Source organism: Corynebacterium oculi (assembly GCF_001412105.1).
In the GTDB taxonomy this organism is placed as follows: domain Bacteria; phylum Actinomycetota; class Actinomycetes; order Mycobacteriales; family Mycobacteriaceae; genus Corynebacterium; species Corynebacterium oculi.
The window spans coordinates 710,168-728,274 of sequence record NZ_LKST01000001.1 but is presented as its reverse complement, the minus strand read 5'-3'; the positions used below and the strand labels follow the sequence as shown (position 1 = coordinate 728,274).

At 64.6% G+C, this 18,107-nt stretch carries 16 protein-coding genes and 1 riboswitch; of the genes, 9 read left to right on the top strand and 7 right to left on the bottom strand.

The window, feature by feature from the left end; translation table 11 throughout:
• Positions 1–424 precede the first annotated feature (424 nt).
• Complete coding sequence (locus Cocul_RS03440) at positions 425–964, bottom strand: Rv1476 family membrane protein (protein WP_055121880.1); 540 nt, start codon at positions 962–964, stop codon at positions 425–427.
• 230 nt (positions 965–1,194) lie between these two features.
• Here Cocul_RS03440 and can point away from each other — a divergent pair, with 230 nt between their 5' ends.
• Genes can through Cocul_RS03415 form a run of 5 tightly spaced genes read left to right on the top strand, consistent with a single transcriptional unit; the run spans position 1,195 to position 7,026 of the window.
• Positions 1,195–4,017 (top strand): aconitate hydratase, encoded by a 2,823-nt coding sequence (gene can / locus Cocul_RS03435; protein ID WP_055122031.1) that lies wholly within the window; start codon positions 1,195–1,197, stop codon positions 4,015–4,017.
• A 9-nt stretch (positions 4,018–4,026) separates the two neighbouring features.
• Positions 4,027–4,587: a TetR/AcrR family transcriptional regulator gene (locus Cocul_RS03430; protein WP_055121879.1), complete on the top strand. Its 561-nt coding sequence runs from the start codon at positions 4,027–4,029 to the stop codon at positions 4,585–4,587.
• A 49-nt stretch (positions 4,588–4,636) separates the two neighbouring features.
• Positions 4,637–5,398 carry a glutamine amidotransferase gene (locus Cocul_RS03425; protein WP_055121878.1) on the top strand — a complete coding sequence of 254 codons (762 nt, stop codon included), beginning with the start codon at positions 4,637–4,639 and terminating at the stop codon, positions 5,396–5,398.
• Positions 5,383–5,652, top strand: a complete 270-nt coding sequence (locus Cocul_RS03420; protein WP_055121877.1) for an ACT domain-containing protein — start codon at positions 5,383–5,385, stop codon at positions 5,650–5,652. Before Cocul_RS03425 ends, Cocul_RS03420 begins: the two co-directional genes overlap by 16 nt.
• A gap of 9 nt (positions 5,653–5,661) precedes the next feature.
• The gene (locus Cocul_RS03415; RefSeq protein WP_055121876.1) at positions 5,662–7,026 is read left to right on the top strand and encodes a PFL family protein; all 1,365 of its coding nucleotides are present in this window, start codon (positions 5,662–5,664) and stop codon (positions 7,024–7,026) included.
• Here Cocul_RS03415 and Cocul_RS03410 read toward each other — a convergent pair.
• Positions 7,023–8,681: an AMP-binding protein gene (locus tag Cocul_RS03410; protein WP_245622083.1), complete on the bottom strand. Its 1,659-nt coding sequence runs from the start codon at positions 8,679–8,681 to the stop codon at positions 7,023–7,025. The two genes, Cocul_RS03415 and Cocul_RS03410, sit on opposite strands and share 4 nt — an antisense overlap.
• Positions 8,682–8,690: 9 nt before the next feature.
• On the bottom strand, positions 8,691–9,527 hold the full coding sequence (locus Cocul_RS03405) for a GDSL-type esterase/lipase family protein (RefSeq protein WP_055121875.1): 837 nt from the start codon (positions 9,525–9,527) through the stop codon (positions 8,691–8,693).
• Positions 9,528–9,828: 301 nt separating this feature from the next.
• Positions 9,829–9,920: riboswitch (SAM riboswitch) on the top strand.
• Positions 9,921–9,926: 6 nt separating this feature from the next.
• On the opposite strand from Cocul_RS03405, the gene Cocul_RS03400 reads away from it, so the two are divergent.
• The 3 genes from Cocul_RS03400 to Cocul_RS03390 are packed head-to-tail and all read left to right on the top strand — an operon-like array spanning position 9,927 to position 14,718.
• Entirely contained in the window at positions 9,927–10,994 is a 1,068-nt protein-coding gene (locus Cocul_RS03400; protein ID WP_055121874.1) for a methylenetetrahydrofolate reductase, read from the top strand.
• 26 nt (positions 10,995–11,020) lie between these two features.
• A complete protein-coding gene (gene metE / locus Cocul_RS03395) occupies positions 11,021–13,369 on the top strand; it encodes a 5-methyltetrahydropteroyltriglutamate--homocysteine S-methyltransferase (protein ID WP_055121873.1) in 2,349 nt (782 codons plus the stop codon).
• 50 nt (positions 13,370–13,419) lie between these two features.
• The gene (locus tag Cocul_RS03390; RefSeq protein ID WP_055121872.1) at positions 13,420–14,718 is read left to right on the top strand and encodes an MFS transporter; all 1,299 of its coding nucleotides are present in this window, start codon (positions 13,420–13,422) and stop codon (positions 14,716–14,718) included.
• 12 nt (positions 14,719–14,730) lie between these two features.
• Here the strand turns inward: Cocul_RS03390 and Cocul_RS11705 are convergent, their stop codons facing one another.
• Together Cocul_RS11705 and Cocul_RS03380 are read right to left on the bottom strand one after the other, a co-directional pair.
• Complete coding sequence (locus Cocul_RS11705) at positions 14,731–15,243, bottom strand: EamA family transporter (protein WP_281176053.1); 513 nt, start codon at positions 15,241–15,243, stop codon at positions 14,731–14,733.
• A 13-nt stretch (positions 15,244–15,256) separates the two neighbouring features.
• A complete protein-coding gene (locus tag Cocul_RS03380) occupies positions 15,257–15,922 on the bottom strand; it encodes an EamA family transporter (protein WP_150114328.1) in 666 nt (221 codons plus the stop codon).
• 90 nt (positions 15,923–16,012) lie between these two features.
• Here Cocul_RS03380 and Cocul_RS03375 point away from each other — a divergent pair, with 90 nt between their 5' ends.
• A complete protein-coding gene (locus tag Cocul_RS03375) occupies positions 16,013–16,942 on the top strand; it encodes a LysR family transcriptional regulator (RefSeq protein WP_055122028.1) in 930 nt (309 codons plus the stop codon).
• Positions 16,943–16,966: 24 nt separating this feature from the next.
• On the opposite strand, the gene Cocul_RS12775 is transcribed toward Cocul_RS03375, so the two are convergent.
• On the bottom strand, positions 16,967–17,341 hold the full coding sequence (locus Cocul_RS12775; protein ID WP_245622081.1) for a hypothetical protein: 375 nt from the start codon (positions 17,339–17,341) through the stop codon (positions 16,967–16,969).
• Positions 17,338–18,054, bottom strand: a complete 717-nt coding sequence (locus tag Cocul_RS12770) for an MBL fold metallo-hydrolase (protein WP_245622080.1) — start codon at positions 18,052–18,054, stop codon at positions 17,338–17,340. The genes Cocul_RS12775 and Cocul_RS12770 overlap by 4 nt, the downstream gene beginning before the upstream one ends.
• Between the last annotated feature and the right edge of the window lie 53 nt (positions 18,055–18,107).

Sequence of the window (18,107 nt, the reverse complement as noted above, 5' to 3'; positions counted from 1 at the left end):
CTTGAACGAGGCGTTCCTGGAGGTCACGGTCGTGGACGTAGGCGTCGTTGGCGAGGTCTTGGGCGCAGATGTTCCCACAAAAGTCTCCCTTCGGAGCCTAAAGTAAAGCCTAAAGGCTTTACAGGCTTCCGTGAAGCGTGCTGACACGGAGGTGGCACACGGGCCGCGCGAGCGTCTCGACGGGGCCTCAACGGGGCGGAGATGAAAGATCCGATGGCAGGCTTCCCCACGTGCCCGAATCTCTTCACCGTCCCACTTGCGCCTCTCAAGTCTCAGAACTTGAAAGAAGCCTCGCGTAACTCGTGTGCCAATAGGGAAACAATAGATCACCCGTTTCCCATAAGCCCCATCCGCTGCGCTGCACGACGGCCGGCGGGGTCAGAAAAAGACCCCGGCGGCGGGCTGTGCAGGGGGAATGGCGGGTTCAGTATTTTTTATGATTCGAGTCACTATTTCGGGAAACCGCGTGTCGCTGCCTGCCGGTCAAGCTTTCCCTCTTGACCTTTAGGGCCGTGCTGGCGAGCGTGAAGAGGCAAACGATGAGCGCCGTGAGGGAAAGGGGGAACCACGGTATCGGCGCGGCGGAAAGGTGCTCTGGATATTCCCGCACGGCGGTGGCGTAGTTGGTGGTGCTGAGGAAATCGTCTTGAGCGCGCTCGATGTCATCCCGGGAATAGACGGAACTGACCGTGGCTCCCGACCCGGGCGCGCGCACGATCACGGTGTCAAGCTCTGTTCCTTGATGGATCTCCTGGGCAATGTCGCGGAGATCGGCGGTATGGGTAGGAGTGAAATCCAGGACCGCGATGCCGAAGCTCCCCTGCCCGGTGGCCTCGGCGGCGTCGATAGCGGCGGCGAGCTTGTCCCGGTAGGCGGTGTCGGTGCTGCCCTTGCCGTGAATGGCCACGCCGCGATCGGCGATCTGGGTGCGCATGGCATCGAGATCGATGTTGTCGGGGATCATCGCGGCCTCCTGCGTGGGTGGGGTTGTTCTATTTATATATGCCGGGGCGGATGTGGGGGTGGCCCGGCGCGGGGATTCACCAACAGAACGCGCGTACTGTTATGATGCTGTGAAACGAGGAGCCGGTGTGAGCCGGATAGTAAACTCGTGGACAAGTCTCGTGATAGCGCTGGACTCCGGCTCCGGCGACGAGTCTTATTCTCACAACCCGTTAGGAAATGGAGCTCACTGTGATAGAAAGCAAGAACTCCTTTGACGCCAAGCGGAAGCTGAAGGTTGGCGACAAAGAATACGACTACTTTGCTCTCGATGCCGTGGACGGCATGGACAAGCTGCCGTACTCCCTGAAGGTGCTCGGGGAAAACCTCCTGCGCACCGAGGACGGCAAGAACGTCACCGAGGATCACATTCGCGCCATTGCGAACTGGGATCCCAAGGCTGAGCCCTCCACGGAAATCCAGTTCACCCCGGCTCGCGTGCTCATGCAGGACTTCACCGGCGTGCCCTGCGTGGTGGACCTGGCCACCATGCGCGAGGCCGTCACCGCCCTGGGCGGTGACCCGGATCAGGTGAATCCGCTGAACCCGGCGGAGATGGTGATTGACCACTCCGTGATCGTGGAGGCTTTCGGCGGCCCCGAGGCCCTGGCTAAGAACGTGGAGATCGAGTACCAGCGCAACGAGGAGCGCTACCAGTTCCTGCGCTGGGGCTCGGAGAACTTCTCCAACTTCCGCGTGGTGCCCCCCGGAACCGGCATCGTGCACCAGGTGAACATTGAGTACCTCTCCCGCGTGGTCTTTGATAACGAGGGCGTGGCCTACCCGGATACCTGCATCGGCACGGACTCCCACACCACGATGGAAAACGGCCTGGGCATTCTGGGCTGGGGCGTGGGTGGCATTGAGGCGGAGGCCGCCATGCTCGGCCAGCCCGTGTCCATGCTGATCCCCAAGGTGGTGGGCTTCAAGCTCACCGGCGAGATCCCCGTGGGTGTGACCGCCACCGACGTGGTGCTCACCATCACCGAAATGCTGCGCAAGCACGGCGTGGTGCAGAAGTTCGTGGAGTTCTACGGCAACGGCGTGAAGTCCGTTCCCCTGGCCAACCGCGCCACCATCGGCAACATGTCCCCCGAGTTCGGTTCCACCTGCGCGATCTTCCCGATCGACGAGGAGACCGTGAACTACCTGCGCCTGACCGGCCGCCCGGAGGAGCAGGTGGAGCGCGTGGAGGCCTACGCCAAGGCCCAGGGCATGTGGCTGGAGCAGGATGCCCCCGAGGCCGAGTACTCCGAGTACCTGGAGCTGGATCTCTCTACCGTGGTGCCCTCCATCGCCGGCCCGAAGCGCCCGCAGGATCGCATCCTGCTCACGGAGTCCAAAAAGACCTTCCGCGAGCAGCTCGGAGCCTTTACCAACGATCCGATCTGTGAGGACGACTCCCCCGCCGGTGCCCGCATGGAGGCCGAGGGCGAGGCGGAGGATTCCGCCGAGGCTCTGGTGGCGGGATACAACTCCTCCCCGCGCGGCCACGGCGAGTCCGCCGCGGAAGGGGCCAAGGGCCGTCAGTCCAAGCCCGTGGTGGTGAAGTCCCCCAACGGTGGGCACTACACCCTGGATCACGGCATGGTGGCCATCGCCTCCATCACCTCCTGCACCAACACCTCCAACCCCTCGGTGATGGTGGGTGCGGGCTTGATCGCCCGCAAGGCCGCGGCCAAGGGCCTGAAGTCCAAGCCCTGGGTCAAGACGATCTGCGCCCCCGGCTCGCAGGTGGTGGATGGCTACTTCAAGCGCGCCGACCTGTGGAAGGATCTAGAGGCCCTGGGCTTCTACCTCTCCGGCTTCGGCTGCACCTCCTGCATCGGCAACTCCGGCCCGCTGCCGGAGGAAATCTCCGAGGCCATCAACGATAATGACCTCACCGCCACGGCCGTTCTCTCCGGTAACCGCAACTTCGAGGGCCGCATCTCTCCCGACGTGAAGATGAACTACCTGGCCTCCCCGATCATGGTCATCGCCTATGCCATCACCGGCACGATGGACTTTGACTTTGAGACCCAGCCGCTGGGCCAGGATCAGGACGGCAACGATGTTTTCCTCAAGGACATCTGGCCCTCCACGGAGGAGATCGAGTCCACCATCGCGGAGTGCATCACTCGTGAGATGTACGTGGAGGACTACGCCGACGTGTTCAAGGGCGACGAGCAGTGGCAGAACCTGGACGTGCCCACGGGCAAGACCTTCGAGTGGGACGAGGAATCCACCTACATCCGCAAGGCCCCGTACTTCGAGGGCATGCCCATCGAGCCCGCCCCGGTGGAGGACATCCACGGCGCTCGCGTGCTGGCCAAGCTGGGCGACTCCGTGACCACGGACCACATCTCCCCCGCCTCCGCGATCAAGCCGGGTACCCCGGCCGCACAGTACCTGGATTCCCGTGGCGTGGAGCGTCAGGACTACAACTCCCTGGGTTCCCGACGCGGTAACCACGAGGTGATGATGCGCGGCACCTTCGCCAACATTCGCTTGCAGAACCAGCTGGTGGACGTGCAGGGCGGCTATACCCGCGACTTCACCCAGGAGGGTGGCCCGCAGTCCTTCATCTTCGATGCCTGCCAGAACTACAAGGCCTCCGGTATCCCGCTCGTGGTGATCGCCGGTAAGGAGTACGGCACGGGTTCCTCCCGCGACTGGGCCGCCAAGGGCACCAACCTGCTGGGCGTGCGCGCGGTGATTACGGAGTCCTTCGAGCGTATCCACCGCTCCAACCTCATCGGCATGGGCGTGATCCCGCTCCAGTTCCCCGAGGGCTCCTCCCACGAGTCCCTGGGACTGGACGGCACGGAGACCTTTGATCTCACGGGGATCACGGCGCTGAACGACGAGTCCGCCGGTATCCCGGAGACGGTGCACGTCACCGCCACCAAGGACAACGGCGAGAAGATCGAGTTCGACGCCAAGGTGCGCATTGATACCCCCGGTGAGGCGGATTACTACCGCCACGGCGGCATCTTGCAGTACGTGCTGCGCGCGATGGCCAAGGCTCAGTAGCGTCGAACCGTGCCCGTCGTTAGCGAAGCGGAGCTGGAACGGCGCCGCCACGACATCCTCGAAGGGGCCCGCAGGTGCTTCGGGGAGTTCGGCTACGAGGGGGCGACGGTGCGGCGCCTGGAGGCGGCGACGGGTAAGTCGCGGGGAGCGATCTTTCATCATTTCGGTGATAAGGAATCGCTCTTCCTCGCCATCGCCCGGCAGGACGCGGAGCGTCAGGCCGAGGTGGTGGCCACCGAGGGCCTCGTGGAGGTCATGCGGGACATCCTGGATCACCCGGAGCGCCACGACTGGTTGGCCACCCGGTTAGAGATCGCCCGGCTGCTGCGCACCGATACCTCCTTTCGGGCGCGCTGGCAGCAGCATCAAGAGGTGCTGGATCGGGCCGTGCGCTCGCGCCTGGAGCGCAACGCGGAGCAGGATCGCATGCGTACCGACGTCCCCGTGGAGGTGCTTATCACCTACTTGGAAACGGTGATGGAGGGGCTTATTACCCAATTGGCCTCGGGGCAGCCGGTGGAGGGGCTGGCCCGAATGTTGGACGTGGTGGAGGCCTCGATAAGGAAATAGATAGACCGCTTAGTTCATATTTTTCGGGGATTAATATAGACTAAGCGGTATGTCTGTATTTCTGCTGCTCTCCCTGCGGGAGAAGGAGGCCGTGGCGGCCTCGGAGTATCGGGACTTTCAACAGGCCACCGGCCTGGGGCCCACGCAGCTAGAACAGCGGATATGCGGATCTGCGGACTTTCGGGTGGGGGACGTCACGCGCTACGCCGGAGTATTCGTGGGTGGAAGCTCCCTCAACATGAGCAACGCCCATTACGGCCCCTGGCAGCGCGCGGTGGTGCGCGAACTTACTCAGCTCATTGACTCCCCCACGCCCGTATTTTTCACCTGCTTTGGCACCGGGCTCATCGCCCAGGTGCTCGGCGGGAGCATCGGGCACGAAAATGCGGAGGAAACCAGCGCCAGCCGAGTGGAGATCACGGCCGAAGGCAGCGCCGACCCGGTCTTTGGCCCCCTTCCCCCGGCCTTCGAGGCCTTTACCGGTCACACGGAATCCGTAGCCTCCCTCCCCCAGGGAGTGACCGTGATAGCCAGCGGCCCCACCTGTCCGGTTCAGGCCCTGCGCGTGGGAGAACACACCTGGTCCACGCAGTTTCACCCGGAGATGGACATAGCGGGCATGGCGCGCCGCATGGACTTTTATCGAAACCACGGATACTTCCGGGACGAGGAGTATGAGGCAATCGTGGACTCGTTGCGGAGGGTGGACACCGGCCCCGCACACCAGATTCTGCGGAATTTTGTGGACTACTGTCTCTCGCGGCGGGCGGTAGGGGCTGATTACACTGTCAAGGCATGTACGCGATCATGACCGTCACGGGCCAGGATCACACCGGCATCATCGCCGCGGTGACCTCCGCCTTGGCCCACCAGAACATCAACATCCTCGACGTCTCCCAGACCCTCATGGATCAGTGGTTCACCATGATCCTGCGGGTGGAGTTCGACGAGGCGGAACACGGCATCGCCGCCATTCAGCAGCGCATGGCCGCAGTGGAGGCGGAGCAGAACCTCACCATACGCTTGCAATCGGAGGCGCTGTTTAGCGCCGTTAACGAGGTCTAGGGGCGCGCCGTGAGCTTGAGCTTTAATCCCGGATCGGTGCTCGACACGATCGAGATGATCCAGAAGTATCGCCTGGATATTCGCACGGTCACGATGGGCATTTCTCTGCTGGAATGCCGCCGCTCCACCATGGCCGATACCGCCGAGGCCATCTATGACCGAGTGACCACCCAGGCCGCCCGCCTGGTGACGGTGTGCGAGGAGATCGAGGCGGAACTGGGCGTTCCCATCGTGAATAAGCGCATCAGCGTGACACCGGTGGCGCTGCTCTGCGGAGGCCTGGAGGGTAACCCCGCGGATCTGGCCCGGGCGCTGGACCGCGCTGCCACGGAGGTGGGCGTGAACTTCATCGGCGGTTACTCCGCTCTGGTGGAAAAGGGCGCTACGGCGGCGGACTCCCGCCTCATTGCCTCCCTCCCGGAGGCGCTGAGCCACACGCAGGTGGTGTGCTCCTCGGTGAACGTGGCTTCCTCCCGCGCCGGCATCAACATGGATGCGGTGCGTGACCTGGGCGCGGCCATCAAGGAGGCGGCCCAGGCCACGGCGGAGGAAGCGGCGATCGCGTGCGCCAAGCTGGTGGTCTTTGCCAACGCCGTGGGCGATAATCCCTTCATGGCGGGGGCCTTCCACGGCGTCGAAGAGCCGGACTGCGTGGTATCCGTGGGCGTTTCCGGCCCGGGCGTGGTGGGCCGCGCTCTGGGGTCCCTGTCCGGGGCCAGCCTGGATCAGGTGGCCGAGGAGATTAAAAAGGCGGCCTTCAAGATCACCCGCACGGGGCAGCTGGTGGGCACGATGGCCGCGCAACGCCTGGGCGTGCCCTTCGGGATCGTGGATCTCTCCCTGGCCCCCACGGCGGAACTCGGGGATTCCGTGGCGCATATCCTGGAGAACATGGGGCTGGATCAGGTGGGCACGCACGGCACCACCGCGGCGCTCGCGCTGCTCAACGACGCCGTGAAGAAGGGCGGCATGATGGCCTGCTCCCGGGTGGGCGGGCTGTCCGGCTCCTTCATTCCGGTCTCCGAGGACAAGGGAATGATCGATGCGGTGCGTTCGGGGGCGATCTCCATTGACAAGCTGGAGGCCATGACGGCTATCTGCTCGGTGGGGTTGGACATGATCGCGATCCCCGGCGATACCTCGGCGGAGACGATCTCCGCCATGATCGCGGATGAGGCCGCCATCGGCGTGATGAACCATAAGACCACCGCGGTGCGGGTGATCCCGGTGCCGGGCACCGTGCCCGGGGACGAGGTGAACTTTGGTGGTCTCTTGGGTTACGCCCCGGTCATCGACGTCAATAGGGTCTCGGCCGCAGAGTTCATCCGGCGCGGGGGCTTTATTCCCGCGCCGGTGCACGGCTTCCGCAACTAGCTTGGCTGCGGGAGATTTCGGGGCACGACCTTGCCGGCATCGTTGCGCGGCAGGGAATCCATCCAGCAGATGTAGTCCGGGATATTGTGCTGGGCGAGGCTGGTGCGCACCAGATCGCGCACGGATTCCTCGGTGAGCGCCTGGCCCCGCTCGGTGTTTTCTCGCACGATGTAGGCGTCGAGGCGGGCCACGATGTCGTTGCGGACGCCGCGCACAAAGACGTCATCGATGCCTTCTTGGCGCAGCAGGAAGTCCTCTACCTCGCGCGGGTAGACGTTCTCCCCGCCCTTAATCACCATGTCATCGCAGCGCCCGTGCACGTGCAGGAATCCCTCGGAATCGAAGTGCCCGTAGTCCCCGGTGCTGAGCATGTGATCGCGCACCTCCACGCCGTCGCGCAGGGAGAGGTAGCCGATCATGGACTCGGAGTTCGCGCTGTAGATGATGCCGCGTTCCCCCGGTGCCGCCGGGGTGCCGTCCTCCTTGTAGAGGGTGATGCGCACGCCGGGGGCCACCGTGCCGGTGCGGGTGGGATCCACGGCGAGTTCCGGGCCGCTGGCCGAGGCCACGGGGCCGTGCTCGGTGGAGCCGTAGAAGTTGCACACCACGGGGCCAAACCGCGCGTGGAGGGCCTGGATCAGGGTGGGCGGAATGGCATTACCGGAGGAGGCGATGAACTCCGGAGGGCGGAGTGAGCGCAGCTTCTCCGCGGGCTGGTTGGCCAGGGTCTTTTCAAAGTCCCGCAGGAAAACCGCGGCGGAGAGAATCCCGGTGACCCCGTAGCGCAGGCAATCATCCACCGCCTGCTGGGGATCAAAGACGCGCCGCAGGATCGTGGTGGACTTGGTGGCAAAGGTGAGGTTGACGTTGAGCCAGCCCCAGGCGTGATAGGTGGAGCAGGTCATCTGGATCACGCCCTCGCGCCGCCACGGGATCTTAGGCAGGAGGCTGGCGGCCACGGCGGGAGACTTGGGCACGCCGCGCACCACGCCCTTGGGCGTGCCGGTGGTGCCGGAGGACATGATGACGGTGGGGCCGGGAGTGGGGTGGAAGCGCAGCCGGGGCGCCGGGGATTGGTCGATGACCTCCTGGAACCCAGCTACGCCGGGGTGATCCCCGTACCCGGTAATCAGGGGCAGATCCCCCACCTCCAGGGTGGGAATGAACTCGGCATCCGCGATCACCACGGCGGCGCCGTAATCGGTGATGGTGCGCGAGATCTGCTGCGGGGAGGAGCCCGGATTGATAATCATGGGCACCGCGCCGAGATAGGTGCAGGCGGCTAAGGTCATGGGCGTCACGCGGCTATTGCGCGCGATGATCGCCACCTGCACGCCCTGATCCACTCCCCTGCGCTGCAGGGCGGAGGCCAAGCGGAGGGCCTGGCGATGCAGCTCGGCGTAGGTGATGGTGCCGATGTCATCGATAATGGCGATGCGCTCGGGGCAGTACCGCGCCGCGGTATCCAGGAAGGTGCCCACGGAGAATCCCCAGCGGGCGTAGCAGCGCGCCCAGTTGAGGAGATCTTTGGGACCGTGCATGCTGAGCACCCCCGCGCGCAGGATATGCGGTACCGCGTGGGCGAAGGATCGTGCCTGCTCTCCCACGGGAATGGGAAGAGCAACGGGTTGTTCCATGTGGAAGAGCGAGGACATACGTACCCCCTAACTAGCGGCGATAATTTCTGAAGTCTTGGCCACGCCCAGATCCGTCATGTGCACGGGGACGTTGCGGGGCTGGCCGAGGTCGATGGCGGCGCCGTACCAGCGCTCGCCATCGGGGGCGCACATGCCGTGGCCCATCGAGGCGGAGCGCAGGTCAATGTATTGCACCCCGGCCTGGGCGGCGGCGTCGCGGTTCATGGCTTCCGCCATGTTTTCGAGATCGGTGGTCAGCGGAACGCCCTCGAAGGAATGGATGTTGTTGCCCAATTGCACCAGGCAGGTGCCCACGTTATCGGAGATGGAGGGGTACCCCACCACCTTGATGGTCGCCTGGGGAGCGGCCTGGCGGATGCGGTGAATCTGCTCGGTCATGGCGGCCACGTAGTTGCGGTGGATCTCCTCCGGGTTCTTACGATCCGCGAGGTTGAGGTAGGTGTCGTTGAAACCGATCTGAATGAGCACCTCGCGGGTCTGGTTATCCAGCGCTCCCTGGGCGATGGCGTCGTTAATCTGCGCGTCAATGCGCTTGCCGCCGGTGGAGACGGAGGCGCCGGGGCAGGAATAATCCTTGGCCTCCATGCCCTTGATCCGGGCCACCTGCTTGACCATGCCGTTGGGGTCGGTGGCGCAGTGGTTATGCACGTTGGGCTTTTGTTCCTCCGGGATGGGCAGGCCTGCGGAGAGGTGATCCAGGGCGCGCGGGTTGGCCATCACGGAATCGCCGAAGCCCACCAGGGCGTTCGGGGATGCGCTGGCCGGGACGGCGGCCAGACCCAGCGCGACCGTGGCGGTGGTGGCCAGGACGGCGGTGCGCTGGTACAGGGAACGGATACTCATGGGTGCTTTCCTCTTGGGACGGCGTGATACGTACGGGGTAGATGTTACTGGCGTTAATCAAAAGGGCTCAACGCGACCATACTAACCCGATGTTATTTTGCTTCCAAAATCGCGTGCGGTTACCAGGCGCATCGGCACGCACATCTACACCCAGGGCATCGCGCCACGTGGCCCTGCCGTTACCGGACTTCAAAAAATGGAGATCGCGCAGCGATTTATTTTCACGGATTGACCTGCGCGAATGGTGTGATTTTCGGGAAAGTGTACCGCACGGTCTGTCTTGTGCTCTAGGCTGAGCAACAACCTATTCAGAGCGGCCGAGAGACCCGGCTCTACGACGCCGCAGCAACCCCCAGAGCCCTGGAAGGGTGCTACAGCCAGGTTCGATAGGGAGCAGCCATGTCTACCGCACACTTGTACATCGGGCACCGGCCCGGTGTGAGAACGGATACCCCCACGGTGTCCTTCGAGCTTTACCCGCCGCGTAACCCCTCCCGGGGTTCGGGCGTGTGGGCCGGAATAGGGCGGCTCATTGATACCGCCCCCGATTACGTATCCGTCACCTACGGCGCGGCCGGCAAGAGCACCGATACCCGCGACCGCTCTGTTCAGGTACTCCTCAACGTCCTGGATCGGCACCGGGATCTGCCCGCCGTCGCGCATCTGACCTGCCTGGGCTCCACCAAGGAGGAGCTGACCCTCCTGGTGCGATTGCTCCTGCGGGCCGGGATCAGGGACTTCCTGGCGTTGCGCGGTGATCCCCCCGGGGGTGACCCCACCTATCAGCCGCCGCCGGGTGGTCCCACCCGCGCGGTGGAACTGGTGCGGTTGATCCGAGAGATCGCCGCGGAGGAACTTCCCCTGGGCGTGGGACGCGGATACAACGGAGCCGGGGCCGCCACCGCCGCCAAACCGGAGGATTACGTCTCCATCGCGGTGGCCGCCTACCCCGCCACCAGCGGGCAGGCGCGGGCCAATGACATCGCGGCGCTGGCAGAAAAGGAGCAGGCCGGGGCCGATTACGCCATCACGCAGGTGTTCTACTCCCCCGAGGAGTATGCCTCGATGGTGCGGGAACTCAGCATGGTGGGGTCCCGGCTGCCCATCGTGCCGGGGATCATGCCGCTGCATGATCTCAAGCGCCTGCGCACCATGGAAAAACTGGCGGGGATTCCCGTGCCCAAGCGCATCGAGAGGATCTTCTCCCAGGCCACCAGCCCGGAGCGGCTGGTGCGCGATACCCTCAGCGCCACCGTGGATCTCATCGGCGGGGTGCTTGACGTCGGCGCCCCAGGCATTCACCTCTACACCTTCAACCGTCCGCGTCCCACGCTGGACATTCTGGAATACCTCCGAGCCTCGGGGTATCTGGGCAGGAATACCGGGGCCCGCACCCCCAGCGATCCCCGCGTGGACACCGAGCTGGTGTCCCTCGCCCTGCGCCGCATGACCCCTAGCTACTACTGACCCCTGTGAAAGAAAGGTTAAGAATCATGACTCGTTTTCCCTCTGCCACCGTGCTGGGCTATCCCCGGATCGGGGCGAATCGTGAACTCAAGCGCGCCCTAGAGTCCTTCTGGTCTGGACGGGGCGGCAACCCTGCCGAGACCGCCGAGGAATTGCGCACCGTGCGCACGCAGCGCCTGGTGGACCTGGGCCTGACCGAGGACGCCGGGGTTCCCGAGGACTTCAGCTATTACGATCAGGTTCTGGACATCACCATCGCCACCGGGGCGCTGCCCAGCCGCTTTGCCCCGGAGCGCGAGGTGTTGCGGGAGCAGGCCGCCACGCCGGAGTCCGAGGAGGCGCTGCGCGCCCAGTTCACGGTGGCGCGCGGCCAGGGGGACCGCCCGGCGCTGGAACTGACCAAGTGGTTTGACTCCAATTACCACTACCTCGTTCCCGAGATCGGCCCGGAAACCTCCTTTGCCTGGCTGGGCTCCCTCCGCGTGGCCACCGCACAGCGCCTGGGTGACCCAACCCGCCCCGTGCTGGTGGGCCCCGTGACCTTCCTGGCGCTGGCCAAGGCCAGCGAGGAGGCCCCCGAGGGATATAACCCCCTGGATCGCCTCGATGATCTCTTGGCCGTGTACGCCCAGTACCTTGCCGCGCTCAAGGAGGCCGGGGCGCAGTGGGTGCAGCTCGACGAGCCGGCCCTGGTGACCGATCGCCACCGCACCCCCCAGGAACGCTCCGCCCTGGTGGAGGCCCTGCGCCGGGCCTATACCGCCCTGGCCACACCGGAGGCTCCGCAGCTGGCCGTGGCGCTGACCTACGGGCACGCCTTCGACGCGGTGTACGCCCTCGCGCAGACCGACGTGCAGGCCGTGATTATTGACGTCGTGCGCGGCACCGTTCCCGGTTCGGAGGAACTTCAGCGGTGGGCGGGTGCCCTGGCCAGCAAGACGCTGGGCGTGGGCGTGGTTTCCGGGCGCAACATCTGGCGCGCCGACCTCGACGAGGCCTTGAGCACCCTGCGCACCATCAAGGAGGGGGTGGGTGCGGACGTCAACGTGGCGGTCACCACCTCCACGTCCTTGCAACACGTCCCGCACGACGCCGAGCGGGAAACCCACTTCGACGAGCAGCTGCGCTCCTGGTTGTCCTTCGCGGATCAGAAGGTCCGCGAGGTGGCGGTGCTCGCGCGCGGCCTGGCCGACGGGGATGAGGCCATCACCGAGGAACTGGTGGCCGCGCGCGCCGCAGCCGCCTCGCGGGCGGCCCACCCCGGCGTCGAAAAGCAGGAGGTGCGCGCCGCCACCGCTGCGGTGACCGAGGAGCAGCGTACCCGTGGCGACGCCGCCGAGCGGCACGAGGCGCAGGCGGCGGCGTTGGGGCTGCCGGTGCTGCCCACCACCACCATCGGCTCCTTCCCGCAGACCGATGAGATCCGTCGCGCCCGCGCCGCGCACCGCAGCGGCAAGATCGACGATCAGGCCTACGAGGAGGCGATGAAGAAGGAGATCGCGGAGGTCATCGCGGCGCAGGAGGAAATCGGCCTGGACGTGCTGGTGCATGGCGAGGCCGAGCGCAACGACATGGTGCAGTACTTCGCGGAGAACTTCGAGGGCTTTGCGACGACCGCGCACGGCTGGGTACAGTCCTACGGCTCCCGGTGCACGCGCCCCTCGATCCTGTGGGGCGATGTGACCCGCCCGCAGGCGATCACCGTGGAGTGGTCCCGCTACGCGCAGTCGCTCAGCGAACGCCCGGTCAAGGGAATGCTCACCGGCCCGGTGACCATCATGGCGTGGTCCTTCGTGCGCGAGGACATTCCCTGGGGCGAGGTGGCCGATCAGCTTGGCCTGGCGCTGCGCGCCGAGGTGGGAGACCTGGAGGCTGCGGGCATCAAGGTGATTCAGGTGGACGAGCCCGCGATCCGCGAGCTTCTCCCCCTCCGCGAGGAGGACCGCGAGGAATACCTGGAGTGGTCGGTGGGATCCTTCCGCCTGGCCACCGCCGGTGCCGCCCCCGCCACCAGCATCCACACCCACCTGTGCTACTCGGACTTTGCCACCATCGTCGATGCCATCGACCGACTAGACGCGGACGTGACCTCCATCGAGGCCTCGCGCTCCAAGCTCAAGGTGCTGCCCGCCGTGGCCGAGCACGGCTTCCACCGGGGCCTGGGCCCCGGCGTGTGGGACATTCACTCCGCGCGCGTTCCCTCCACCGAGGAGATCGTGGAGCTGCTGCGCGTGGCCGTGGGCGCTCTGGACCCGCAGCAGGTGTGGGTGAACCCGGACTGCGGGCTTAAGACCCGCGGCTGGGAGGAAACCTCCGCCACCCTGCGCAACCTTGTGGCGGCCACCGCCATCGTGCGTGGTGATCTGAGCAACTAAACGGATTATGCTCATGGTCACATTCAACCTCGCTGGAAGGGAGTGGGGCCATGAGCACCCGGAGGCCAGATTCGGCGGAGAAGCAATCCTCGCTGAGCACAGCCCGCACCATCGTTGCCGCCTCCAGCGGCAACCTCGTGGAGTGGTTTGATTTTTATATCTACGCCTTCTTCAGCGTGTACTTCGCGGACAAGTTCTTCACCGGCACCGGGGAGACGGGGGCGCTGCTGAAGTCCGCCGCAGTGTTCTTCGTGGGGTTCCTCATGCGGCCTCTGGGGGGTTATATCTTTGGGCGGATCGCCGATCGGCACGGCAGAAAGAAGTCCATGCTCATCGCCATCATCATGATGTGCACGGGCTCCCTCCTGATGGCCGTGCTGCCCACGGCGGATACGGTGGGCGTCCTCGCGCCGGTTCTTTTGCTTCTGGTGCGCTGCCTCCAGGGCATCTCCGTGGGCGGGGAATACGGCTCTACCGCCACCTACATGTCCGAGGTGGCCACCGCGAACCGCCGGGGATTCTTTTCCAGCTTTCAATACGTCACGCTCATCGGCGGGCAACTGCTGGCCAGCCTGCTCGCGGTCATCATGACGTTCTTTCTCACCGACGAGGAGATCGCCAACGGCTGGTGGCGGCTGCCCTTTGTGATCGGAGCCTGTGCCGCCGTGGTGGCGTTGTGGTTGCGCACGCATCTGCACGAGACCACCTCTGAGGAAAGCCGCAGCGCCTCCTCCGCGGGCACGTTCCGCGAGGTGCTTTCCCATCCGTGCGCCTTCTGGGTGGTCTTGGGCATGACGGCGGCGGGCTCACTCGCCTTTTATACCCTCACCACGTATATGCAGAAATATCTGATTAATACGGGTGGTTTTGCCAAGGCCGAGGTGGCGCAGGCAATGACGCTCTGCCTCTTTCTTTTCATGTTGCTGCAACCGGCCATTGGGGCGCTATCGGATAAGATCGGCCGCAAGAACTCCATGCTGATCTTTGCCGGCGGAATGGTGCTGATCCCGGTGCCGCTTTTTCGCTTTCTGGGCGGCCAGGATTCCCTGGCGGCCTGCGTGGCGGGGATTCTCGCCGCGATGTTCTTTTTAAGCTTTTATACCTCGGTATCGGGAATCGTGAAGGCGGAGATGTTCCCGGCGCATATCCGCGGCCTGGGCGTGGGATTTACCTATGCCATTGCCAACTCGCTCTTTGGCGGTTCCGCGGAGTACATCGCCCTCGGGCTCAAGGATGTTGGCTTGGACTGGGCCTTCCCCTGGTACCTGGTGGCGATCTCCCTCCTGGGGCTGGTGGCGGTGCTCTTCATGCGGGATAACCGCCAGCACTCCACGATTGATGGGGAATGAATCGTGCGGCGTCTACTCTATGCTGAAAGAGTAACTGCCGGTGAGCCAGTTATGGATCACCACGGAGTAGTTCCGCCCGTTGGCCTCCGCCCCCTCCACGAGGACCTCGACCTCCTGCGCGTTGTAATAACGGGTCAGGCCCAGGTATAGCGCCAGCAAAAGGAATAACCCCGCCACGATAATCGCGGCGACCACCAGGGGGACCGTGGACTGGGAATTGTTTTGCAAGCCGGTACCTTTCTTCATTGCGGCGGAATCGGTGTTTCCCCTCATATCATAGACATTATTGCGGGACCGCCGCGACCCCATCGTGGTGCCCACGCTGGCGCTGATGACCAGGGCCACGGCTAGCCACTGCCCCGCCCCCAGCGCCTGCCCCAGCACCAACCAGCCGATCACGGCGGCAAAGGCGGGTTCCAGGCTCAACAGGATGCCAAAGACCTCGCGGGGCATCCTCCTGAGCGCCCCCATTTGTAGGGCATAAGGGATCACGGAGCCCAATAGGCCGGTAAAGAGCGCGAGGATCAGCAGCGTGGGATCACCGAGCAGGATGCCCGCCCCGTGCGCCCCGGCGGGCAGAGGATGGTGTGGAAAGGATCTCTGAGATCAGAATGCCCGCCCCGTGCGCCCCGGCGGGCAGGGGAACCAGCGTTCCTAGCGCTATGGCCACGGCCAGGCCGTCGAGCCCGGGCGCCTTTGCCCCCACGGTGGAACTGGCCAGGATATAGCAGATCCAGAACCCACCGGCGACGAGTGCGAGGCAGAGGCCCGTCACACTCAGATCATTCGAGGAAAGGAAGGCATCCTTGCCCAATAGCCCGATGCCCAGGAACGCGATGAACGCCCAGAGGAGATCTAGGGGGCGCCGGGAAAGGGCGGCGGCAAGCAGCAGCGGGCCTAAGAACTCCACGGTCACGGCGATGCCGAGGGGGGTGTGTTCTAAGGAGGCGTAGAAAAAACTGTTCATCGCGCCCAGGGAGAGACCGAGGAAGAGGACGCTGCGCCAGGTGTTCGCGGGCCAGGAGGTCACCCTGGGGCGGGCGATGAGCAGCAGAATGACGGCGGCGAAGGCCAGGCGCACCGTGGTGGTTCCCCAGGCCCCGGCGTGGGGAAAAAGCCTCGTGGCGATGGCGGCTCCCCATTGCAGGGATAGGCAGGATCCCATGACCATGAGGATGCCTACGGGTTGTGTCTTGCGATTCATATATCGAGTATGCGGCGCACAATAGTATAGCGTCTAGCGAGATTTTGTACGAGCCAAGCTTAAGAAAAACTACGAGGTTTTCCTATGGAAATGAACATGATACGGCTGCGCATGCTCGTGGAGTTGCGCCGCCAGGGCACCATCACCAAGGTTGCGCAGGCGCTGCGCTACACTCATTCCGCCGTCTCCCAGCAGCTACAAAAGCTGGAGCGGGAAACGGGGCACCGCCTTGTGGAACGGGTGGGACGCAACGTACGGCTCACCGAGCAGGGAGAAATACTTGCGGATTACGCGGTGAAGATCCTTATGCTTGCCGACGACGCCACGGTGCCCCTGGCTTCTGCCGCCAATCAGGTGCTGGGCACGCTCCGCGTGGCCTCCTTCCAGACGGTGCTGGCAACCCTCGCCCCGAGGGCGCTCAACAGCCTGGCGGAGAAATACCCCGATCTTCGGGTGGAGATATATCAGCGCGAGGTGGAAAGCGCGCTCAAGGGGCTGATGCAGGGAGACTTCGACGTCATCCTGGGCGAGTCCTACCAGGATATTGACGTGCTGCTGCCCCAGGGGGTGCACCGGGAGGAGATATTCTCCGATCCCCTGCATCTGGTGCTGCCGCGCACCGGGCCGCTGAGCGCCGGAGTGGCGTCGATCAGCGATCTTGCGCGGCAGCCCTGGGCGATCGACCCCGCCCACCTTATCTTCGGCCGGTGGGCGCGGGAGTACTGCCGTGGGCACGGCTTCGAGCCGCGCGTGCTCTTTGAAACCCCCGACCCATTCTTGCAGATATACCTCGCCCGCGAGGGACACGCCGTGACCATCGCCCCCGCCCTGATTACCTCGGCGTTCCGTCGGGAGGTGCAGGTTCTTCCCCTCGATGAGCAGTCCTCGCGCACCCTGTACTCCGCGGTGCGCGGTAGCCACGAGCGCAGCCCGGCGATCCGGGCCTTCCGGGCGGCCGTGGCCGAGGCCGCCCGCGAACTCAGCCCGCTTACCTCCGCCTACGGATCTCCCCGTAATTGATCCCGCCGTGCGTCATGCCCGGAATCAGCGGCCACTGCCGCTTCCAGTTGGCGCACTCCGAGGACGGGAGGATCTGCTTCCACCGGGGTCCTTCTTGCAGTAGGAGGCCATCTCGAACTCCTTAATCATGGAGTCGTACTGATCCAGGGAATCCTCAAGGGTGTTGCCGTTGAGCACCACGTCTCGCTCGTAGAACTTGGCCTGGGCGCGCACGCCGGGAATCCTAGAGAGTTCCGGTTGCCAGGAATCGGCGGCCATGCCGTTCTCGGAGGAGATCCACACGCCGTCGGGGGTGTTCACGCACAGGGAATGGTTGCCGTCGGTGTGGGCCGGGCGTCCACAGCAGGGATATCCCCACGCCGAGTTCCACATCTCCCCGGAACGTGGAGAGGGCCTCACGCTCCACCCCGTCGAGCCCTTCCTTGACGTACCAGGCGCGCTGCATCGGATGCTGGGGACTCGAAGGTGCCCAGCTCCGCCTCGTGCACGATGAGCCGCGCGTGCGGAAAGATCGGCCGGTAAGGGGTGTTCCGCGCGCCCATAATCATGCGCCCATCCTGCACGTGCAGGTGATCGAAGGATACGTAATCCACGTCCGCGTTGTTCATGCCCAGCATGGGCAGAATCTCGTCGGGATCGTTGTAGTACTTGACCATCAGCTTCTCCCCGCCCCACTTGGCGCCGAAGCGCGCAAGTTTGTTGTAGAAGGGGGAGTTCTTGGAGCCGGTGGGCACCGTGGGCTCCCACACCAGGGTGCGTTCCACCCCGTTGAAGTCCTCGTACTGGATGATGATCATGCGGTTGATGATGCTGATGAAGGGGTTGAGGTTCACCGAGTATCCCTGGAACGCGAACCTCGCGGGGTAGGGTGCCGCGGCGATATTAAAGGATCGCACCCCCAGCACGGTTCCCTGCTGGAGGAAGCGCTCCCGGTATTCGCGGGCGGCCTGACGCACGGCCTCAAGCCGGTCGCCGCGTGGCCACACGTCGTGAACCCCCTCGAACTCCGGGATCGCACGGAAGGTGGGCTGTTCCACCAACCCCTGGGACTCGGCATAGCCGGGGGTGTAACTGTACGGGGCCTTGTGCTCCGTGTGGGCAGCAGTCATCATCTTCTCCTTTTCGCCAGAAACGATGCTGTGCCCCTCACCCTAAAGGTTTTCGC